The organism is Halalkalirubrum salinum, assembly GCF_005543295.1.
Taxonomy (GTDB): Archaea; Halobacteriota; Halobacteria; order Halobacteriales; family Haloferacaceae; genus Halalkalirubrum; species Halalkalirubrum salinum.
Window position 1 is genome coordinate 29,957 of sequence record NZ_SRSG01000053.1, and the last position, 21,501, is coordinate 51,457.

Consider the following 21,501-nt stretch of genomic DNA (forward strand, 5'->3'; position numbering starts at 1 on the left):
TGTCCGCCGCCGGCCGCAGTAGGGCCGCTGTCGGGTCTCGAAGCGCTTAGGACCGCCACGTCCCACCACACCCGTATGAGCGAACCAACGCGGGTTCAGTGGCGATCGTGGGACTCAGATGCCTTTGCGGAGGCCCGCCAAACCGACACGCCGATCCTCCTGTCGCTGACTGTGGCGTGGTCGAAAGAGTGCCAGGAGATGGATACCCGGACCTACGCAGAGCCGCGGATCGCCGCCAACGTGAACGATCGCTTCGTGCCGGTTCGCGTCGACGCCGACAGACATCCTCGCGTCCGCGAACGGTACGCAATGGGAGGGTTTCCGACAGTCGCATTTCTCACGCCGGACGGCAAGCTGTTGACCGGCGCAACATACGTCGGCCCAGAAGGGTTTCGCAAGATTATCGAGCGCGTCCGCGACATGTGGCGACAGAATGGGGCAGACGCCGGGCGCGTCCCGCGGTCGCTCGCGGACAATCCGACGCCGCGGGCACCACTGGACGCGGCGATCGAAGAACACCTCGCAGGCCAGCTCACAGAACAGTTCGATCGGGAGTTCGGCGGGTGGGGAACCGACGCAAAATTCCCGCTACCGCGGACGATCGAGTTTGCGCTCAAACGCGAACGTGAGACGGCAACCCGGACACTCGACGCAATTGAATCGAACCTGTTTGATTCGGTTGCGGGCGGCTTCTTTCGGTTCGCCGGCAACCGTGATTGGACCGACGTTCGATACGAGAAGACGATTGAAGACAACGCTGGACTGCTTAGCGCGTTCGCAAACGGCTATCTGTACACCGGCGAGGAACGCTACCGCGAGACCGCAGCACAGACGATTGAGTTTCTCACAGATGAGCTGTGGACTGGAGTCGCCGTCGGCGGGAGCCTCGGTCCCGGACAGGGAGCGTCGTACTACGCAGCAGACGCCGAGGAGCGCGAATCGCTACCCGGCCCACAATGCGACCTGACTGTGTTCGCCGGGGGGAATGCCCTCGTTGCGGATGCGTTGTTGACCTATCACGCGTACACCGACGACGAACGCGCACGGACCTACGCCGATCGAATCTTGACGGCGATCGAAACCGATCTGCTTGAAGATGATGTCGTCGTTAGGTTCGACGACGGGACCGAACAGGGCGAACGGCTGCTTTTGACCGACACCGCCCGCGTGATTTCGGCGTTCGTCAGCGCTCAACAAGTTCTTGGCGACCGCAGGCGGGTGGAGAAAGCGGCGGCGATCGCCGATCGCGCGATCGAAGAACTGTTCGTCGACGGGACGTTCCTTGACGGTCCTTCTATTGACGTGGGCATGCTCGATCGGCCGCTCCGGCCGCTGGATGGGACCGTTGAAATGGCCGACGCACTCTACGAGTTGTCGGTACTCACGGGAGACAATGGATACGAGTCTGTCGCGCGCGAGGCAATCGAGGCCTTTGGGGGCGCCTGGGACCGGATGGGCGTCCACGTCGCTGGCTACGGTTCGATTGCCCACCGACTGCTCGAAGACCCACTCGTCGTCGAAATCGGAGGGCCCGCAGGCACTGATCTTCACCGCGCAGCGCTCCGAATCGCGGATCACGATGCGATCATCGTTCCTGACGCCAATGGGGTCCCACCCGGGGAAGCGACAGTTCGGGGAAGCGACGATGTCGCAACCCATCCAGACGAGTTACTGTCGATCGTCGCCGATCGACTGGCGTGACCGCAGTAGCTGTGACTAGTGTGGGATAATCAATTCAAACTGAGTTGTTCAGTTGTAAACATCCGGTGTGTTTTTTATGTCGGTAGAGAGTGGATGTAGGTATGGCAAGTCTACGCGATCTCGGGCTGTCTGAGTACGAGGCCCGATCGTACAAATCGTTGCTCCGAACCGGCCCGACAACGGCCAAAGAGTTGTCTCGTACCAGCGAGGTACCGATGGGACGGATCTACGACGTGCTCAGCAGTCTCGAACAGCACAGTCTCGTCCGCAGTCAGGCGGCAAGTCGACCAAAAAAGTACGTCGCGGTGGAACCAGAGGCGGCGCTCGATCGGCTGCTTGAGAACAAACGCCGTGAACTCACAGAACGAGCCGAGCAGTACGAAGAAGTGGTCGACGAACTCGCCGATGAGCTTGAAGCAACCGAGCCGGTGAGCGGGAAGTTCTGGACCGCAGCAGTCGGCAACGACGAAACGATCGACCTCCTCGTCGAGCGGATTGCTGCCGCTGAAGACGAGATTGTCATGATCGCCGGCGCGCCGGGATCGGGATTCGATCTGGCCGCAGTCGGCGACGAGGTCACAGAGTGTCTCGAATCAGCACTCGATCGAGGTGTCGAAGTCTCGCTTCTGATGGCACGGACACTTGTTGATGAGCTCCCAGAGAGTGTCGGCGAGCGGTACGTCGATCGACTTGTCGATCATCCACGGTTCGAGGTACGGGTAGCCGAAACAGTGAACGGTACGTTCAATGTTATTGACGGTGCTGAAGTGTGTATCGAAGTGCCAAATCCACTCGATCCCGATCAGCTGTTCGCGATGATCGATCTCAAGGATCCGGAGTTCGCGACAAACGTCCAAGACGTGTTTGCACCCCAGTGGGACAAAGCGACCCCACTCTCGTTCGGTCGGTAACAATTATCCCGATCGGTCGTGATTACGAAGAGCCGTTCAGTTCGGCGCGGAGCTGGCCGATCGTCACTTCCCGCTCGGCGTGGGCGTTGTGCTGGTGAATCGACTCGTCGTTCGACTGTTTCATCTTGATAATCGCCGAATTCGAGAGGTGATCGAACTCCTCAACAACACCCTCTGCGAGCGCGCGAACGCAGTCCTCGACGAACTTTGCGTCCGAGTGGGCGGCAAACGTCATGTGGTCCTCGTCGGGCCGCTTTGCCATATTGTAGATTCGTGCGCTCATCGAGTCCCGAGCGATATCGATGATTTCTCGCAGATCGACGTCCGGATTGCCGGCGCTCGTAATTGTCAACGTGGCATGGCCGCGCTGAGAGTGGCCGGGCTGTGGGACGCGATCGAGGAAGGAGTCAATCGTCTCACGGTCGACATCGAGGGTTTCGAGTTCCTCGCGCGCACGCGACTCTGACATTCCCTGTGAACATGGACAGACCGTCATCCCGGTGACCTCCGCGCCGATCTCCTCTTTTGTCCCCTCGTCGGTTGCAATGGCGCTCGCAATGATAGTCGCGGTCGACTGAGTCGGCCGATCGCTCGCGGGAGTTCGTTCTTTTGTCACTAGTTCCGCACTCATGCGAACCTCGGCAGTGGAAGTGTAGTCGTGTTTCGCCAAGAGGCGTTCAGCAGCGTCACCACAGACGTCTTCGACGCGATCGAACTCCCCGTCGGTCGCGTCCTCGAGGATTTCGTCGATCGTCTCCATGTTGCGGCTCATGTCGATTCCCTTGCGTCCACCCGGGAGGTCGACGAAGACTTCGAACTCCGCCATGAGGACGATCGGTCGCTTCCCGTTGCGGGCAAGTTTGACCAGTTTTTCGACGCCTGTGACCCCAACTTGGCTGAGCCCGACGGCGATGTCTGGGCGACTCGCCTGTACGTCGGGCAGTTGATGACTCATTACCAAAACGAAGGGTTCCGAGTTCATTAGGGCTTTCGATGCCTGCGGTTTCGACCGTTTGATCTGCCCTAGGCGGTGGTTCCGCTTACGGCCAGTCGTCGCGATCTGATCCCTCGAAGGGATCATCTTTGGCCTCTGGATCAGTGAGATCCCAGCCGGCTGCGTCGGCAGCAGCTTCGAGATCGAGAAACTCCCAGCCGCACTCTGCAGCGATGGCCTCGTCTTCGTCTGTGGTTCCGATAAAGACGTGCCGATCGGTGTCAAACTGCCGTTTGACGTTCGAGAGGCTCTCGGTGACGCCGCGGGGCCCCGAAAAGAAATCCTGTCTGATGCGTTCTTTCCGGGTGAAGTTCGTGACGACGTAGGTTGGCTTCTCGCTGACGACGCCGACGTACTCGGTCCACCCGCGTGCGTCGTTAAATACCGCGTTCGGATCGGCGAGGCGCTTGAGCGCGGCGAGTTCGAACGCGAGCGTCATCGATCCACTGGTGTCGCTACCACTGTCCATGATCGTACGTTCCCTCGGTTCGGTGAAAACGGCTTCGTCTCGGGTGACGCCTTTGTGTGACCGAGACGTGAGTAACCGCAAAGATTTACCCTAACCCGAGTAAGCTATCAGTATGGCCAAGGACTACGCTGACTTACACGACCCGAACGCGGAGTACACCATGCGCGAGCTATCAGGCGAAACGATGGGTGTCACCGCCTCGCGGGGCGGCGATCGCGACGTCGAGATTACCGACATCCAGACGACGATGATCGACGGCAACTTCCCGTGGACACTGGTGCGCGTGTACACTGACGCGGGGATCGTCGGCACCGGCGAAGCGTACTGGGGTGCGGGCGTTCCTGAGCTCATCCAGCGGATGAAGCCATTCGTGATCGGCGAAAATCCCCTCGACATCGATCGGCTCTACGAGCACCTGATTCAGAAGATGTCTGGAGAAGGCTCGGTCGAAGGTGTTACCGTGACCGCGATCTCGGGAGTCGAAATCGCGCTGCACGACGTCGCCGGGAAGATCCTCGACGTGCCAGCCTATCAGCTACTCGGGGGCAAGTACCGCGATCACATGCGGGTGTACTGTGACTGTCACACCGAGGAGGAAGCCGATCCCGACGCGTGTGCAGACGAAGCCGAACGCGTCGTCGACGAGCTGGGATACGACGCGCTGAAATTCGATCTCGACGTTCCCTCTGGGCTCGAAAAAGATCGCGCGAACCGCCACCTCCGTCCGGGCGAGATCCGTCACAAGGCCGAGATCGTCGAGAAGGTGACAGAGCGGGTCAAAGACAAAGCGGACGTGGCCTTCGACTGCCACTGGACGTTTTCGGGCGGCTCCGCAAAGCGGCTCGCCGCAGCGATCGAAGACTACGATGTCTGGTGGCTCGAAGACCCCGTGCCGCCGGAGAACCTCAAAGTCCAAGAGGAGGTCACGAAATCGACGATCACGCCGATCACGGTCGGTGAGAACCGCTACCGCGTGACCGAGCAACGGCGGTTGCTCGAAAACCAGGCCGTCGACATCATCGCTCCGGACATGCCGAAGGTTGGCGGGATGCGTGAAACGCGAAAGATCGCCGACGTTGCGAACCAGTACTACGTGCCGGTCGCGATGCACAACGTCTCGAGTCCGATCGCGACAATGGCATCTGCACACGTCGGGGCAGCGATTCCGAACTCGCTGGCGGTCGAGTACCACAGCTACGAACTCGGCTGGTGGGAGGATCTGGTCGAAGAGGATGTCATCGAAGACGGCTACATCGAGATTCCGGAGGAGCCAGGGCTCGGGGTCACGTTGGATATGGACGCCGTCGAGGAGCATATGGTCGATGGCGAGACGTTATTCGACTGAGCGAAAGCGAGGTCGGACTCGCTGAGCTTGTCTCAGCATTGTTCGACTGAACGGAGTGAAGTCGAGTCAGTGAATCTCTGATTCACATTTATTTGACTGGGCGAAAGCGAAGTCAAGTTAGTGAATCTCTGATTCACGTTTATTCGACTGAACGGAGTGAAGTCAGGCCTGTACAGCGCGTATTCACATCAGCCGATCGAACTACGCCCGATCGACCGACGCGAAAGACCAGACGCTCTCAGACGGATCGAAACACGAAATATCAATAATCGACAATCTCGAAAATAGCGTCGAGCGACGGGATCGGCGATCGGGCTACTGCTCAGTCGGTGCCGCGAGATCGTCGACAGAGAAGTCCTCCTGCATCAGGACCTCTTTTTGATCGCCGACGTAGACCTGTTCGCGCATGAGCTGTTTGTAGGCGCTCTGTGCGGCGAGGTTACCGATGAGGACGCCACCGACGATCTTGCCGTCTTTGAGCGCGACACGACGCCATTCAGTGTCAGAGAACTTCCGCTCGACGGAGTCGTCGCCGAGCGTTGGGTGGCCAAACGAGAGGAACGGGAAGTCAAAGTGGGTAATTGAATACGACGACACCCACCTGAACTCCTCGCTTTCGGGATTGACCATGTTCCGTGCGGCGACCGTCCCCTGTTCTTTCGCCGAGCCCCACGAGCCGTTCTGGGCGCGCTCGCCCAGAATGAGGTCGTGGAACTGTGTGAGATCGCCTGCAGCATACACATCCTCGACGGAGCTTTGCATGTACTCGTCGACGACGATTCCGTTGTCGAGTTTGATATCGGTGTCTTCGAGGATCTCGGTGTTGAAGTTCAGGCCGATCGCAATGCCAACGAAGTCTGCCTCGTAGCGGTCGCCGTTGGGGTCGATCGCAGCGGTCACGTGGCCGTCGTCGTCGACCTCGAAGCGATCAACGCCGCTTTCGAATACCGGCTCAACGCCGCGTTCACGCATGGCGTCGTGCATGATCTCTGCGCCCTCTTCGCTCAGCGCGTAACGCCACCAGGCGTTGCCGCGCATGAGGTACTTCCCGGAGACGTCCTGTGCGCCACAGATCGCTGCCAAGTCGATCCCGAGCAGGCCCGCCCCAACAACGACCGCGTTGTCGGCAGCTTCCATCCCCGCTTTGATTTTTCGGGCATCTTGGAACGTCCAAAAGTGACTGATTCCGTCGGCATCGGAGTTCTCAACCGGCAGCTGCGTCGGCGTCCCGCCGGTCGCGACGAGGAGTTTGTCGTACTCGATCGTCTCGCCCTCGTGGGTGCCGACAGTATGCGCGCCTGTGTCGATACCGGTAACGAGTGTGTTGAGACGAAGGTCGATATCTCGGTCGTCGTACCACGACTCGTCGTGGATCGAGATTGGTGCCTCAGGGAGTTTGCCTTTCGCGAACTCCTTGATGAGAATCCGGTTGTACAATGCCTCGCCTTCGTCGGTGATGACAGTGATGTCGGCCTCGGGGGCTTCCTCCCGCAGTGTCTCCGCGGCCGAACTGCCCGCGATCCCGTCGCCGATGATCACATACGACGCTGTCATGGTGGGGCGTTCGTATTCGGGGTTAATGTGGGTTGCTATTAACTGATCAATAGTGAGAGAATAACACACCCGCTATTTTTTATTTCTACTATGCGAAGTTCTCTAGAGCGTACTGTTCAAGTTGGCGCAGACCATATTTGCAGTATAGATGAAAATTCACCAGAATCCGCGACACTGGGCGGCAAAAAAGGCGCTAACGACGCCAGGAATCGCGTCAGTCGCCAACTACGGCCTCGTCAAACTCCACACGCGGATCTTCCTCGGGAAAGCCGAGGAAGCACACCGAGAGGAACGCCGCGAGCACCTCGACGACTTTTTCGACGCCACAATGGGCACCTACGTGGCGGCCCTTCAAGCGGGCTACTCGGAGGCCCAGGCTCGCGAGATAACCCACATTCAGGCCAACTTCGACTTCTTCAACCATGGATGGACGGAGATGATGGAGATCCCCGGCGACGAACTCGAAGCACACTATCGCCGATACGACGAGTTCTTTACCGAACACGGGATTACGATCGACGACCCACTCGGAGACTTCCGACTATCGAGCGGGATCGCGGAGGCACCTTCGACGCCTGAAAAGCTCGAAACGCCGGAGTACGAGAACGCGATCGCCGGCTTTTCGGACGACGTGTACACCGAAACCGAGGATGGCGAAATCGTCGTGGGCGGGACTGCCGAGCCAAAAGAGGTCGATCCGACGAAGGCCCCCGGCGTTCCCTCCGGAGACGCTGACGGCGAAGCGAACGCGTAGGCATCGACGACTGACGCGATCGAGTAGCCATCGACGACTGACGCGATCGAGTGACTGGAACGCGACGTTTAACCGATCGCCGCGAATACACGAGGTATGGCCCAACCACGCGTCCCTGGTGGACGTGGCGAGGAGATCGACCTCCCCTGTGGAGAGACGGTCACGGTCAGGGAGTTCGACCTCGGGATGCGAGAGTTCGCGTGTGACTGCGGAGCGGTCCATGCAGTCGTCATGGACGTCCATCCGCCCGATCGCTTTCTGCCAGAGTTTCTCGTCGGGGTACTCCAGGAGGCGATCGAGACGACGAGCGAAGAGATGCCGGAGTTCGGCACCCCACACCTTATGGGAATTGTTCTGGAGGAGTTTCCAAATCGCGTCGTCGCGACGGATGCGAGCAACGACCAGGATGTTGGCTTTTCGATGTTGTGGCTCACCGATTTCGACTCGCGACGGCTCCACGAGGTAATCGTCGAGCTCGTAATCGAGCTAATGGAGCACGCGGTAAGCCACGGCTCCGACGATCAGGCGCTTACACAGTTCGAACAGCAGATGCTCGAGTTTGACGTGAGTGAGTTCGTCACGCAGTACCGCGATCAGCGAGATCTCAGCGACGAAGACGTGTACACACAGGGCACGCAAGGCGTCTGACAGCCGTCTTACGTAGGTTGAAGTCCGATTAGGCCTATGTATGACGTATGCGCGCCCAAAACGCCGAATTTGAACGGCTACGAGGTGTGCTTGCCGAGGCTGATGAGCCGTTGACTGCACGCGAGATTATGTCGCTCCTCGAAGAGCACGACGAGGAACCCTTCGAGAGCGCCCACACTGTCGCCACTATTCTGGGTCGGCGAGCCCAACGCGGTGAGGTAACTGTTATTTCCGATCGCCCGTACCGCTACCGGCTTCCGTAGGACCACACCACGTGCCACAGCGGGAGCGGCTTGGGAAACCCACAGCAGCCACAATTGCGATCAAATTGGAGTACACCGGCAGCAATCCGTGACAACCGCTGTCTTACGAAATACAAACTCTCGTTACGAAATTCGTATCTTTTCGCCGGGCTTATTACGATGAGCGTACTCCACTCCGCTAATGAGCGACGAGACGACTCAGACGATCGCTGCGGACACGGACGTGAAGTCCGGGGAAGACAGAACGATCCTGCTGATCGGGAGCGGGCCGATCCAGATCGGTCAGGCTGCCGAGTTCGACTATTCGGGCGCACAGGCGTGCCGAGCGCTCCAGGAGGAAGGCGCACGAGTCGTCCTCGTCAATTCGAACCCCGCAACCATCATGACCGATCCCGACATGGCCGATCGAGTCTACATCGAGCCGATCACCCCTGAGGCGATCGCCGAGATCATCGAGACCGAACAGCCAGACGGGGTCATCGCCGGACTGGGTGGACAAACTGGCCTGAATGTCACCGCCGAACTCGCCGAACAGGGCATCCTAGAGGAATACGACGTTGATATTCTGGGCACACCGTTGGATACGATCTACGCCACCGAAGATCGCGATCTATTCAGAAAACGGATGGAAAAAATCGGCGAGCCGGTCCCCAAGTCGACGACGATCTCTCTCGACGAGGGTGAGTCTGTCACTGACTTCGACGAGGAGGCCTTCCGCAATCGCGTCCAGGACGCCGTTGATACGGTTGGTGGACTGCCCGTCATCGCGCGGACGACGTACACCCTCGGGGGTTCGGGTTCGGGCGTCGTCGACGAGTTCGACGAGCTGGTCGAACGGGTTCGCAAGGGACTTCGCCTGTCGCGTAACAGCGAGGTACTCGTTACCGAATCGATCGCCGGCTGGGTCGAACTCGAATACGAGGTGATGCGGGACGCAGCGAACTCCTGTATCATCATCTGTAACATGGAGAACATCGACCCGATGGGCATCCACACGGGCGAATCTACGGTCGTGACGCCGTCGCAGGTCATCCCAGATGACGGCCACCAAGAGATGCGCGACGCGGCGCTCGGCGTCATCCGCGAGCTCGGCATCCAGGGCGGTTGTAACATCCAGTTCGCGTGGCGCGACGACGGGACACCGGGCGGCGAATACCGCGTCGTCGAAGTGAACCCTCGGGTGTCGCGCTCGTCCGCGCTTGCTTCGAAGGCAACAGGATATCCGATCGCCCGCGTCACGGCGAAGGTCGCACTCGGCAAGAATCTCCACGAGATCGAAAACGAAATTACCGGCGAGACGACCGCGGCATTCGAGCCAGCGATCGACTACATTGTCACCAAGGTGCCGCGGTGGCCGATCGACAAGTTCGACGATGTCGACTTCAAACTCGGGACCGCGATGAAATCGACCGGCGAGGCGATGGCGATCGGCAGGAACTTCGAAGAGAGCCTGCTGAAGGCGCTTCGCTCCTCAGAGTACGATCCCGCTGTTAACTGGGGAGATGTCGACGACGACACGCTCGAAACCGAGTATCTCGAACGTCCCTCGCCCGATCGGCCCTACGCGATTTTCGAGGCGTTCGATCGCGGCTACACAGTTGAGGCAGTCGAAGCGCTGACCGGGATCATGCCGTGGTACCTCGAGCGGTTCAAGCGCGTAAGCGATTCCGCCCAGGGCGCAGCGGAGGGCAATTTCGCACAGGCGGCGACCGCTGGCCACACTAACGCCGAGATCGCGGCGATCGCTGGCGGCATCGACGTCGACACCATCGAACAGGACGTCCCCGGTCGGACGTACAAACAGGTCGACACCTGTGCGGGCGAGTTCGCCGCACAGACGCCATACTACTACTCTGCACGGCAGTCTGAGTTTAACCGTGGACCACTGAAAGGCAAGGCGGCAGCGGGCGAGCTCGTCGTGGACAAGGAGATCGACAGCGTGGTCGTCGTCGGCGGCGGTCCGATTCGGATCGGCCAGGGCGTCGAATTCGACTACTGTTCGGTCCACGCGATCCAGGCGCTCAGAGAGCTTGGTGTCGAAGCTCACGTGGTCAACAACAACCCCGAAACGGTCTCAACAGATTACGACACCTCCGATGGGTTGTTCTTCGATCCGATTACCGCAGAGGAGGTCGCCGACGTAGCCGAGGCGACCGGCGCGGACGGCGTCATGGTCCAGTTCGGCGGGCAGACTTCGGTGAACATCGGCGAACCGCTGGAAGATGAGATCCAGCGCCGCGGCCTCGACTGTGAGATCATGGGGACGACCGTCGAGGCGATGGACCTCGCGGAGGACCGCGATCGGTTCAACGCGCTCATGGACGACCTCGGAATCGCCCAGCCGAAAGGCGGGACCGCGACCTCCGAAGCCGAAGCACTAGAGCTTGCACACGAACTCGGGTATCCCGTGCTCGTCCGTCCGAGCTACGTGCTCGGCGGCCGCGCGATGCGGGTCGTCCACGACGACGCCGAGTTGGAACACTACATCGAGGAAGCGGTCCGTGTCAGCCCCGATAAGCCGATCCTCGTCGATCAGTTCCTCGCAGACGCGATCGAACTCGACGTGGACGCGGTTTCAGACGGCGAAGACGTCCTCATCGGTGGCGTGATGGAACACGTCGAAAGCGCGGGTGTTCACTCCGGAGACTCCGCGTGTATGATTCCGCCGCGTTCACTCGACAAAGCAACGCTCGCTCGAGTGCGCGATGTAACAGAGGACATCGCGGGTGCGCTCGACACGATCGGGCTGTTGAACGTCCAGCTCGCGGTGAAAGACGGCGAGGTATACGTCCTCGAAGCGAACCCGCGCTCGTCGCGGACGGTCCCGTTCGTCTCGAAGGCAACCGGCGTCCCGATCGCAAAGCTCGCGGCGAAGGTAATGGCCGGCAAGTCCCTAGCTGAACTCGACGTGGACGAGCAAATCCCCGAAGACATAAGCGTCAAAGAGGTCGTCTTGCCGTTCGATCGGCTCCCGGGCAGCGATCCACGACTCGGGCCGGAGATGAAATCGACCGGTGAGGTCATGGGAACCGCCCAGACGTTCGGAAAAGCCTACGACAAAGCCCAGGATTCGGTGGGCAAGCCGGTCCCCCGCGAGGGCGTGGTCGCCCTTGACCTCTCTGCAGACGAGTTCCCAGATCCCGATACGCCGGAGGGCGAGGAGCTCGCAGACGGATTCGGCGAATTCTACGAGTTCTCCGAGGCAGTCGATCTGATCGACGCCGCCCGCAGCGGCGAACTCGACCTCATCATCTCGCGGGATCGCGACCTGCTGGAGGTCGCTGTCGAAGAGGAGATCACCTACTTCTCGACGAAAGCAAGTGCACGGGCGGCACTCGAAGCCCGGCGTGCAAAAGACGAGCCGATCGATGTCCTCGCTGTCTCCGATCGCCCACGTAACGTCGGGACGTGGGGCGGTGACTGACGCAGTCTGGCAAATCGGCTGTCCCTGGGTCAATTAGACCGTTCAGTGGTTGATACAAACAGTTCCTGTGGAATTACCTCACATATATCGGTGAAAGCACCTTCTTTTTACACATGTAGCTGGACTTCCACTGTATGAGTCATACGAGGTCGTCACGGGAGGCACCAAATCCGGCCGTCCGAGCGGTGTATGATGAGCTCGGTGCGCTCCTTGACCGCGGTGACGACGTGTTTGTTGAAGAGGGGCCGCCGCTCTTAGAGGATGCAATCGAACGCGACGGGTTCTTCGAGGGTGTGACGTCGGATTCCGCACCACCGGACGAGTACACCCGCGAGAAGGTGATCGGCGATCCGGGCGAACACGTCATCCGGTTCATGGAGTGGCCGCCCGAGTACACGCTGATGCCCCACGAGCACCACGGCCGCCCGTGTTTTGAAGTTCTCGTGGAAGGACACCTCGTGCTTTCTGATATGAAACAAACCCGTGTCGGTGATAACGAGTTCACGTTCGATGTGATCGACTCAACGGTTGCCCAGCCCGGCGAATCGGCAGTCGTCGATCCCCGGAAAAACGAGATTCACGCGGTTTACAGCCCGGTTCGGAGCAGGTCCCTGCACGTCTATCCCGAAGATGACTGGCGGGCCTACGGGTACGTCCACAAAAAAGAAGAGAATAACACCGACATCTACGAGCGCCGTGAGTTCCAGCTCCGGGAGCCAGAGAACGGGCCGGACAATCAATAAGCGACGAGAAAGCACACCGAACGATGTCAACAGCGCCGGTCAGGACAGTTTTCCGAGCGCCTCAAAGAAATCACCTGTCGGTCCAGCAATCCGAAGCGGCGGATCGCTGCGGGTGATCGTCACCTCAGCGGGCGGCTCGATCGGATGAGTGAGTCGGCCGTCACTCGCGACGATCGCCCGGTCAGTGCCCGTAACCGTCACTGTGATTGTCGCATCCTGATCGACAAACAGCGACGGCATTCCACCTGTTGCGCACATCTCAGTGATGAGTAGCCCACGAACATCCGGGTGGACGATCGGCCCGCCCTCGCTAAGGTTGTAGGCCGTACTGCCGGTAGGTGTCACAATCAGGACGCCATCAGCGTGCCCACTCGAGTACAGGGATCCGTCCACGCGGGTCTCAAAGTCGATGCCGGCCCCGGGGCCGCGTCGGTTTCCCTGCACCAGCACCTCGTTTGTCGCCGCATCGCTTGTCCAGTCGCCGACGGTCGCTGAAAGCCGCGGTGCTTCCCGTATCTCTGCAGTGCCGTCAGCGATCGCTGCTGCCTCTGCAGCAACCGCATCGATCGCGTCGTCGGGATCAACCGCGTTCAAAAAGCCGACCTCACCGAGATTGACACCGAGTATTGGCGTGCCACCGGCCCCGCGTGCAGCGAATAAAAAGGTTCCATCACCGCCGATGCTAACGACCAGATCCGATCGGTCGAATGTCTCAATCGGGTCACCGGAGTGACTGAGGTCGGCCGCGGTCGCAGCGTCGAGGCGAACGGTAACCCCGTCCGCACGGAGGCGATCGCGGATCCCGTCGGCGATCCGGGCGGCACGAGCATTGCCGCGCTGGGCGACGATCCCGACTTCCATACATCCCCGTTTCCGAGCGGCAATAAAAAACACACCGTGTCGGCGCGCTGGTACGGGTGAAAGCGTAACACAGGCCCGGACGTTTTTCGTTATTTACCCTCGAATTCAGGATCGTCGTCGCCCATGAAGGCCGTAATTCCTTCCATCAGGTCCTCAGTGTTCATCAGGTGGCCGAAGGCCTGCGACTCCAATTCAAGCCCTGCGGTCGTACTATCGCGGCCGGCCAGCATGGCTCGCTTGGTGTACCGTTGGGCGATCGGCGGCCCGCTTGCGAGTTTCTTTGCCAGTTCCATGGCCTTCTCCTCTAGTTCGTCGTTCCCGACCACTTCATTGACGAAGCCATATTGCGCCATCGTCTCGGCATCGTAGCGATCGGCGGTGAGGATGATCTCTTTTGCGCGTCCCTCGCCAACGATATGTGGAAGCCGCTGGGTGCCACCCCAGCCGGGAAGAAGCCCGAGATTGTGTTCGGGCTGGCCGAACTCCGATCGCTCGCTTGCGATCCGCATGTCCGCACACATCGCCAACTCCATGCCGCCGCCCAGACAGTAGCCGTCAATACCCGCAACAACCGGTGTATCGGCAGATTCGAGTTTGCCGAACGTCTGCTGGCCGGTTCGTGAGAGCTCAACAGCCGTGAGTGGATCTGCACCGCCGCCGGCCATGCTCATCACGTCCGCACCGGCTGAGAAGGCCTTGCCACCCTCACCGGTGATGAGGATCGCCCGAACCTCCTCGTCACTGTCGAGGGCGTCGATCGCCTCGGCGAACTCGTCGAGCAGTTCGTTGCTAATCGTGTTCATCCGGTGAGGGCGGTCGATCACGACGCGAGCGACGCTATCGTCGAACCCGATTCGAAGCGTCTCGTAGTCGTACTCGTCGCCGCCTTCGTCGTCGCTTTCGTGGAACGTCCCGCCGTCTTCGCCGAGTTCTCTCAACAGCGACGTTGCTTCGTGGCGCGCGGATCCAGAGTCCTCGTGTAACTCATCGAGCGTATCGAGAAGCACATCCAATCCCGCAGCGTCAGCGAGCTTTGCCGGTCCGTCTGGGAATCCCGCCCCAAGCATGACAGCGGTGTCGATCGACTTGGCGTCGGCCACATCGGCTTCGATCAGCCCCGCGACCTCGTTTGCCATCACCGCAAGCAGGCGGTGTTCGATCGCGTCGCTGCCGGCATCGCTTGGAATCTCGACCCCGCCATTCTCGTAGTCGTAGAAGCCGCTCCCGGTCTTTTTCCCCAGATTCTCCTCATCGACTTTCGCCTCGAGCAGCGGACACGGCCTGTAGGCCTCCCCGAGGGTCTCGTGCATGTACTCGAGGACGTGATAGCCGACGTCGATTCCGACCTGATCGGCAAGTTCGAACGAACCCATCGGCAGCCCCATGTCGAACTTCGTCGTCGAGTCTACCTCGGCGACGGTTGCGTCGCCCTCTTCGACGATCCACGCGGCTTCGTTCATCAATGGGACAAGGATCCGGTTGACGATGAAGCCGGGGCTGTCCTTGTGGACCCGCACGGGCGTTTTGTCCATTTCTTCGGCCAGCGACTCGATCAGGTCGAGGGTCTCTTCGGCCGTGTGGGCGCCGGAGATGACTTCGACAAGCGGCATCCGGATCGGCGGATTGAAAAAGTGCATGCCACAGAACTGTTCGGGCCGATCTGTGACCTCAGAGAGTTCAGTGATAGAGAGGCTTGAGGTGTTCGTCGCGAAGATCGTCCGATCGGGTGCGTGTGCTTCCACCTCGTCATAGACTTCCTTTTTGATATCCATGACCTCCGGAACGGCCTCGATCACGACGTCCGCGTCGGCGACGGCCTCTTCGAGTGGGACGACCGGCGTGATGCGATCGAGGGTCGCCTCCGCCTCCGCCTCGGTTATCTGGTCTTTTTCGGCGAGTTTACCGAGACTCCACTCGATGTCGTCGTAGCCGTTTTGGACGAATTCATCGTTGATGTCCCGCAGAACCACATCGTACCCTGCCAGTGCGGCGACCTCCGCGATCCCGTGGCCCATGTTTCCGGCACCAAGAACCGTGATAGTGTTGATATCTTCGAACTCCATGCACGTACCGACGGAAGACAGCAGTTTCAACGTTTCCCTCTCTGAGTAAAGAAACTGTAGTTAGATTTATTTTGGTGATTTTAGCAATGGCGGTGTTCACACAGCGTGTCAGCCACCGCACGCGAGGGGTCTTACCTGTCCAGGTTCGAACGAAGGATATGGACGAGTCGGACGCACACGGACTGACAGACGATCGAGAACCATATGGAACGCTTCGCAGGACAGATCTGGCACCGCTCGTCGATCGCTACGGCGAACTCGAACTGTCACCCGCTGATGATCTCTTTGAACGAATGGTCGTTTCGATCATTAACCAGCTCATCTCGACGGAGGCCGCGCGGACGATCCGCGGACGGGTGTTCGATCGGTTCGAAATAACCCCCGCGGGAGTGGCGACTGCACCAGAGGAAGCGCTTCGTGAGGCAGGAATGTCGCCGCAGAAGATCGACTATATCAAGCGAATTGCCGAGGAATTTGAGGCAGGAACACTCACCCGCGAGCAGTTAGAGGAACTGGACGACGAGGCAGCGATCGATCGGCTCACCGAAATCAAGGGAATTGGCGACTGGACGGCGAAAATGACGCTCATGTTCGGACTCGGGCGACCGGATGTGTTCCCTGTCGAGGACCTCGCCGTGCGCCGGGGGATGGAGGCGTATTTTGGTGATGACAGCCGGGGGGCAATGCGTGAGCGCGCAGACGGCTGGCGGCCGTGTCGATCCTACGGAACATTGTACATTTGGAAAGAATACGTCCGTGAGAACAGCGCAGTCGATGGACCAGTCACCGAGTGAGCCACGCGCGATCGCGTAGCTATTTCACGCTCGATTGTCGGTTACTCTTCGAGGTACTCTTTGTCTTCGGTAGTCCCGCCACGCTGATCGCGATCGGCGCGCTTTCGAACGTCAACACGGTAGTGTTCGAGGATATCTCGGCCGAGCAACAGCGGATACTCCATGTGACCGCGGTCCTCGACACTTGCGGTAACGGTATGTTGGGTCCCGCCGATTCCGATGACAAGATCGATCACCGGCCGAGATCGGCCGCCCTTCACCGATCCGGATTTGATCTTCGTCATACTCTTTATTGGCCCAGCGCCGATCTCGGCGGCGAGGCTGGTGTCGATGCTCGTGCGAGTCGCCCCGGTATCGGATTTCGCCATGACCTGTTTCGAGCCGCTGGTTCCGATGACGAGCACCTCCTCGATGTAGCCGATGAGGGGCGTGTCTTCGAGCGACGGCGGCTCAACCCGAGGCATGCACGAGGGTGTCGAATCGTCGAGCGTGGCCGACAGCCCCACAACGCGATCGTCGTCGACGGTCCCGCCAACTGATTCGATCGCCAACTGTGCGATGTACGGTGCCGGGCTGGTGCCGGTGGCCTGGTACAATCCTTTGAATCCCGCAGTTGGATTGACTTCGAGGACATACCAGCCGTCGTGGCCTTCGATCAGATCGACGCCGGCGTAGTTTAAGCCGAGTACGTCCGCGGCGTACAGTGCGGTGTCAGCGGCCTCCTCAGGCATTGAGTCGGTTGCGTCCTCAACCGCGCCGCCAAGTGCGACGTTCGTTCGCCAATCGCCCTCTGGCGCGTAGCGGTACATCGCACCGATGATCTCGTCACCAACGACGTATACGCGGAGGTCGCGGTGTTTCTCCTCGTCGCGATCGATCAGCTCCTGTAAGAATGCCTGCCGATTACCGACTTTCGGGTTGACCGGCTCCGTGAGGTCGACTTTCCACGTTCCGCCGCCGTGGGTGCCGATCGCCGTCTTGTATACGGCAACGTCGCCGAACCGCTCGCGATCCTGATTGAGTCGATCGTTCGACAGCGCGAGAAGGGCGTCCGGCACTTGGATGTTCCAGTCGGCGAGCGTTGCTGCGGTCGCGAACTTGTGGATCGACGTGAGTACCGTGTTTGGCTCGTTCAACATCGGACGGATACGGTTAAATGTGGTCGCAAGCCCCAGCAGTTCGGCTGGCTCCTCGGTGTTTGAGAGCAACAGCCGGTTCGCGATGACATCGACATCAGGGTCGATCGTGACCTTGCTGTCTTCGACAGTGACCGCAGTATTTTCAGACCGCAACCAGAACGGCTCGTGACCGAGATCCTCGACGGCGTTGAGGATTGCTTTCGTCTCTTTGCTGTTGTGGAGTGATAACACTCCAACGCGTACTGCCTCCCCGTCGCTCATATAGGATGATCCTGTGCCGGAGACATATGCGTGCCGGTCTACGAAGCCGATAGGTGAACAGCCGAATCAGGCAAAGATCGAGTCGACGTACGGCGAGTACAGGAACTGCAGCCCGTAGTAGCCTGCGTACAGCAACACGAAAAGCGACGCCACGATCGAGCTTTTCGGCCACTCGATCGCCATCCGATTTCGCGCTTCGACCTTTCGGGATTCGAACTCGAAGAGGTCAGCAATGAACGCCGCCACGACCGGCAGCGCCATGATCGCGCCGCTCACGGGACGGTACAGCATGAACGCGAACACGAGAAACACAAGCGCGAAGTTCGAAACGACGTGTGGGAGGTACGGTTCAATCCCCGAGTCGTCACCCTCCTCAGCCTGACTTTTGTGTACTCTGTGGGCCAAAAACCGAGTGAGCATGTTTCCGATTGCGACGACGAGAAGTGCGATCGGAAGGAACTCGCCGATCGAGTCGACCCAGCCGAGCGGAACGAGAAACTGCAGTGGATCCATACGTGTGTGTGGGCAGACGACTCATTAGAGTTTTTCCAATCGCGGCCGACGGTCTCCGCGTCAAGTGTGTTCGTGACTGTCGACCGAGGTACCTGGGTTCTCTGGTCGGAATATCACCGTTCAATCGGGACGACAAGCGTATACGAATCCTTGACGGAGACCCTGAGTAGTTCGCCTGTGGTCGTGGTCGCCTGCTCAACGCCATCGATCACGACGGTGATTTCGTCATCGCGCTCGACGCCAATCCAGAGTGGAGTATCGTGGACCCAGGATCGAGTGTGCGTCGAAAACGGGGCGATCGGAGCGACCGCAAGCCCTGCAGTCGCGTGTAACACGGGCGTGCCGACTGCGCCAGCGTATCCACCGCTTCCGAGCGGTGTCGCCACCACGACGCCGTCGGCACGGAATCGGGAGCGATCGCGCGTCGCATCCGCATCGGGGCGCACGCTGTACTCAGAGATATGTGCGGGTTCGGCGGTCACGAGTGTGAGATCACTCACGAATGTTGCGACTGGCTTGTCGTCGATCGACAGCTCAAACGAACGATGAGTTTCCTCCCGATAGTGACCGTTCTCAATCGCTCTGACGGCATCGCGGACTGCCGCCGGTCGGACCGTGTACGGTCGTCGCTTCTGGTCAATGAACAGGAATCGTCCATCCCACGTCGCGATCGCCTGCGGCTCTGTAACGACAGACAGCGACGCTTTTGGCGTGATCGAGTGGCCATCGCGCCCCAGCGCGTCGCCGACGCGCTCGGCGAGCGACCCCTCACCGATGACGGCGATTTTCATGGACCCTCCGAGAGCGATCGTTCATGATCGACCCTTTCGTCGGGGGCGCAAAAACCCCGCTGCTTCCGCCCGATCGAAGCTCGCTTCAACGCCGCTCAGTACGGCCAGTCACCAATGACTTTCATTCCCTCGGCCAGATCCTCAGCTTCGAGCGCGGCTGCGATTGCCGTCTCGGATTTGTGTGTCGGTTCAACGGTGTCGTCTGCAAGCTCAACGACAAGCTCACACAGGAGGATCGACTGTTCAGTGAGATTTCTGTGTTCAAGTTTTTCGAGCGTATCGGCGAAGGTGTGTCCCCACCCGCGGCCGCGATCCTCGGTTTCGCCGCTCACCATGTAGCCTGGAACGCCGCGCTGGACGAACGGCCAGTGATCGCTGTGAGGGACGAGATTCGAGGACAGCGAAATCGGGTGGTCGAAGCGATCGCCGACCCGGTCTGCGGCCGCCTCCAGCGCCTCAAAGCCGTGGTATCCAAGCGACAGTGTCCGGCCGTAGACGTTGCTGTCGATGTTGACGATCGCTTTGATCGCCTCGAGATCAGCCTGTTCGGCCTCGTATTCGGAGCCAACGAGCCCAACCTCCTCGGAGCCGTAGCAGATGAACCGCACACGGGTGTCAAGTTGGGCTTCCCGGGCCGCCAGCGATTCGGCGAGTTGGACGACCGTGGCGGTCCCTGCGCCGTTGTCCATGGCACCCTCAGCGATATCATGGGCATCGACGTGGCTGGAGACGATGACCTCTTCGTCGGTGTCAGGGCCCAACTCGGCGTGGACGTTGCCGCTCGTCGCCTCGGGAGTCGCACACGTCACGTCGACTGTCACCGATTCGCCGTCGAACCGGCGGGCGAGACGGCCGCCGACCTCCTGGCTTACCCCGACCGCAGGGATATCGCCGATCGGGGCGTCTGCGGTCCCGACGCTACCAGTCGGTGGGAGACAGCCGGGGACGTGGTTCGCGAAAACGAAGCCGGCGGCACCGCCTTCGACAGCGTAGTAGTACTTCTCGCGGCGGTGGATGAACCGATCGTAGTCGTCGGGAACCGTCGTCGAAACCATGACGATCTTGCCATCGATATCTGCCTCGAAGTCGTCAGGAAGACCGTAGCCGAGATCAACCAGCTCACCGGTCACCGCCGCCGAGGGACTTCTTGGGAGTGCGATGCAGTCCTGTTCGGTCTCGCCGGCTTCGATCGTACTTTCGCCGCGCTCCCATCCTTGAATCGAGAAGTCGTCGATCCGGGCGTTTCGGGCGCCTGCATCCGCCAATGCGTCGCGCGTCAGTTTGAGTCCCGCCCGCTCGCCGTCGCTGCCAGCCATTCGGTTGCCGATATCGACGAGCGCTTCGAGGAAGTCCCAGCCCGTCGTACTCACAAAGGTGTTGCCGATCCAGTCGGTCATACACACTGGTTCTGCGGGTGCGTGCTAACCGTTTCGGTGGCCGACGGGTTCGCCGCTTCGGCGCGCCCAGTGGGCTACAGGAAAACGATCGCTGCCTGTGCGGCCTCGAACGTTGAGTCGTAGACGTGATTCAACAACAGATAGGCAATGACGCCAAGCGTCAACGAGAGGAGCCACGCACTGGCAGCGATCCGTCCAACGCGCTTGTGGGGCGTCTCGGTTCGGAGCTCGTGTTCGGTATGTGTGAGTCCAAGGATGACCGCGTACAGGACGACGGGCACCGAGACAATCGACAACAGAATGTGGATCCCAAGCATGAGCAGGTACGCGTAGTACGCCGGATCCGGGCCGACGAAGTACTTTGTTCCACCGCCGGCGACCCGCGGGAGGTACATGCCGAGGAACACGAGGATGAGCACGAAGGAGCTCGTCATCGCCATGGCGTGGCGTTTGACCTGTCCCTTTCTGATCCAGTAGACGCCGAGGCTGATGGTGACAATCGTGACGCTGTTGACCGCGGCGATCGCGTGCGTCAGAAACTCGACCTGTCCGCGGGACAGTTCGGGAAACAGTGCCGCAAAATCGGGGATCAAGAACACGCCCAACACCGCGACGTAGCCGATCGCCGAGAGGATCGCAGTGACCGTGCCGGGGCGCTCCCGTATCGGGCCGCTGATGACCGGATGTTCCATACAGGCTGTTGTGACTCTGGGGGTATTCGTGTTCCGGAACGACGATCGATCGGCGATTACATTCACGATCGGTTTGGTAGGAGGGACAGTGACATCCTCGCCCGCCGTGAACGGCGGGGCTTCCACACCACGTGGAATACCCAGATTGGCCGGGATTAAGGTTTCAAGACGTGTTCGCGCCACT

At 60.0% G+C, this 21,501-nt stretch carries 19 protein-coding genes; 9 read left to right on the forward strand and 10 right to left on the reverse strand.

The features are described 5' to 3' along the window. The first annotated feature begins 27 nt into the window (after window positions 1-27). Together E5K03_RS13975 and E5K03_RS13980 are read left to right on the forward strand one after the other, a co-directional pair. Window positions 28-1,701 (forward strand): DUF255 domain-containing protein, encoded by a 1,674-nt coding sequence (locus E5K03_RS13975; RefSeq protein WP_265338739.1) that lies wholly within the window; start codon window positions 28-30, stop codon window positions 1,699-1,701. A gap of 101 nt (window positions 1,702-1,802) precedes the next feature. Beyond that, window positions 1,803-2,612 carry a TrmB family transcriptional regulator gene (locus E5K03_RS13980; RefSeq protein ID WP_138007413.1) on the forward strand — a complete coding sequence of 270 codons (810 nt, stop codon included), beginning with the start codon at window positions 1,803-1,805 and terminating at the stop codon, window positions 2,610-2,612. Window positions 2,613-2,634: 22 nt separating this feature from the next. Here the strand turns inward: E5K03_RS13980 and mptA are convergent, their stop codons facing one another. Beyond that, window positions 2,635-3,567: a GTP cyclohydrolase MptA gene (gene mptA, locus E5K03_RS13985; protein WP_138007414.1), complete on the reverse strand. Its 933-nt coding sequence runs from the start codon at window positions 3,565-3,567 to the stop codon at window positions 2,635-2,637. 85 nt (window positions 3,568-3,652) lie between these two features. Beyond that, the gene (locus E5K03_RS13990) at window positions 3,653-4,075 is read right to left on the reverse strand and encodes a DUF7124 domain-containing protein (protein WP_138007415.1); all 423 of its coding nucleotides are present in this window, start codon (window positions 4,073-4,075) and stop codon (window positions 3,653-3,655) included. Window positions 4,076-4,187: 112 nt separating this feature from the next. On the opposite strand from E5K03_RS13990, the gene E5K03_RS13995 reads away from it, so the two are divergent. Beyond that, window positions 4,188-5,420 carry a mandelate racemase/muconate lactonizing enzyme family protein gene (locus tag E5K03_RS13995; protein WP_138007416.1) on the forward strand — a complete coding sequence of 411 codons (1,233 nt, stop codon included), beginning with the start codon at window positions 4,188-4,190 and terminating at the stop codon, window positions 5,418-5,420. 315 nt (window positions 5,421-5,735) lie between these two features. On the opposite strand, the gene E5K03_RS14000 is transcribed toward E5K03_RS13995, so the two are convergent. Next, window positions 5,736-6,974, reverse strand: a complete 1,239-nt coding sequence (locus tag E5K03_RS14000) for an NAD(P)/FAD-dependent oxidoreductase (protein ID WP_138007417.1) — start codon at window positions 6,972-6,974, stop codon at window positions 5,736-5,738. 148 nt (window positions 6,975-7,122) lie between these two features. On the opposite strand from E5K03_RS14000, the gene E5K03_RS14005 reads away from it, so the two are divergent. The 5 genes from E5K03_RS14005 (at window position 7,123) to E5K03_RS14025 (ending at window position 12,806) form a co-directional block, all read left to right on the forward strand. After that, complete coding sequence (locus E5K03_RS14005; RefSeq protein WP_138007418.1) at window positions 7,123-7,728, forward strand: DUF6149 family protein; 606 nt, start codon at window positions 7,123-7,125, stop codon at window positions 7,726-7,728. Between the two features lie 96 nt (window positions 7,729-7,824). Beyond that, on the forward strand, window positions 7,825-8,376 hold the full coding sequence (locus tag E5K03_RS14010) for a DUF5815 family protein (RefSeq protein ID WP_138007419.1): 552 nt from the start codon (window positions 7,825-7,827) through the stop codon (window positions 8,374-8,376). A 47-nt stretch (window positions 8,377-8,423) separates the two neighbouring features. Continuing rightward, entirely contained in the window at window positions 8,424-8,639 is a 216-nt protein-coding gene (locus tag E5K03_RS14015) for a hypothetical protein (protein ID WP_138007420.1), read from the forward strand. Window positions 8,640-8,820: 181 nt separating this feature from the next. After that, a complete protein-coding gene (gene carB, locus E5K03_RS14020) occupies window positions 8,821-12,063 on the forward strand; it encodes a carbamoyl-phosphate synthase large subunit (protein WP_138007421.1) in 3,243 nt (1,080 codons plus the stop codon). Window positions 12,064-12,197: 134 nt separating this feature from the next. Beyond that, window positions 12,198-12,806 carry a hypothetical protein gene (locus E5K03_RS14025; RefSeq protein ID WP_138007422.1) on the forward strand — a complete coding sequence of 203 codons (609 nt, stop codon included), beginning with the start codon at window positions 12,198-12,200 and terminating at the stop codon, window positions 12,804-12,806. A 39-nt stretch (window positions 12,807-12,845) separates the two neighbouring features. Here the strand turns inward: E5K03_RS14025 and E5K03_RS14030 are convergent, their stop codons facing one another. Together E5K03_RS14030 and E5K03_RS14035 are read right to left on the reverse strand one after the other, a co-directional pair. Beyond that, on the reverse strand, window positions 12,846-13,667 hold the full coding sequence (locus tag E5K03_RS14030) for an NAD(+)/NADH kinase (RefSeq protein WP_138007423.1): 822 nt from the start codon (window positions 13,665-13,667) through the stop codon (window positions 12,846-12,848). Window positions 13,668-13,756: 89 nt separating this feature from the next. Further along, window positions 13,757-15,730: a 3-hydroxyacyl-CoA dehydrogenase/enoyl-CoA hydratase family protein gene (locus E5K03_RS14035; RefSeq protein WP_138007424.1), complete on the reverse strand. Its 1,974-nt coding sequence runs from the start codon at window positions 15,728-15,730 to the stop codon at window positions 13,757-13,759. A gap of 182 nt (window positions 15,731-15,912) precedes the next feature. Here E5K03_RS14035 and E5K03_RS14040 point away from each other — a divergent pair, with 182 nt between their 5' ends. After that, window positions 15,913-16,524 (forward strand): DNA-3-methyladenine glycosylase family protein, encoded by a 612-nt coding sequence (locus E5K03_RS14040; RefSeq protein ID WP_394343988.1) that lies wholly within the window; start codon window positions 15,913-15,915, stop codon window positions 16,522-16,524. A gap of 41 nt (window positions 16,525-16,565) precedes the next feature. On the opposite strand, the gene E5K03_RS14045 is transcribed toward E5K03_RS14040, so the two are convergent. The 5 genes from E5K03_RS14045 to E5K03_RS14065 all read right to left on the reverse strand — a co-directional run bounded on the left by E5K03_RS14045 (window position 16,566) and on the right by E5K03_RS14065 (window position 21,317). Further along, complete coding sequence (locus E5K03_RS14045; RefSeq protein ID WP_171006703.1) at window positions 16,566-17,924, reverse strand: RimK family alpha-L-glutamate ligase; 1,359 nt, start codon at window positions 17,922-17,924, stop codon at window positions 16,566-16,568. A gap of 66 nt (window positions 17,925-17,990) precedes the next feature. Beyond that, window positions 17,991-18,437, reverse strand: a complete 447-nt coding sequence (locus E5K03_RS14050) for a DUF7313 family protein (RefSeq protein ID WP_138007426.1) — start codon at window positions 18,435-18,437, stop codon at window positions 17,991-17,993. Between the two features lie 113 nt (window positions 18,438-18,550). Beyond that, window positions 18,551-19,228: an NAD(+)/NADH kinase gene (locus E5K03_RS14055; RefSeq protein ID WP_138007427.1), complete on the reverse strand. Its 678-nt coding sequence runs from the start codon at window positions 19,226-19,228 to the stop codon at window positions 18,551-18,553. Window positions 19,229-19,323: 95 nt separating this feature from the next. Next, window positions 19,324-20,625 carry a M28 family peptidase gene (locus E5K03_RS14060; protein ID WP_138007428.1) on the reverse strand — a complete coding sequence of 434 codons (1,302 nt, stop codon included), beginning with the start codon at window positions 20,623-20,625 and terminating at the stop codon, window positions 19,324-19,326. Between the two features lie 74 nt (window positions 20,626-20,699). Further along, the gene (locus E5K03_RS14065) at window positions 20,700-21,317 is read right to left on the reverse strand and encodes a DUF420 domain-containing protein (RefSeq protein ID WP_138007433.1); all 618 of its coding nucleotides are present in this window, start codon (window positions 21,315-21,317) and stop codon (window positions 20,700-20,702) included. Window positions 21,318-21,501 lie beyond the last annotated feature (184 nt).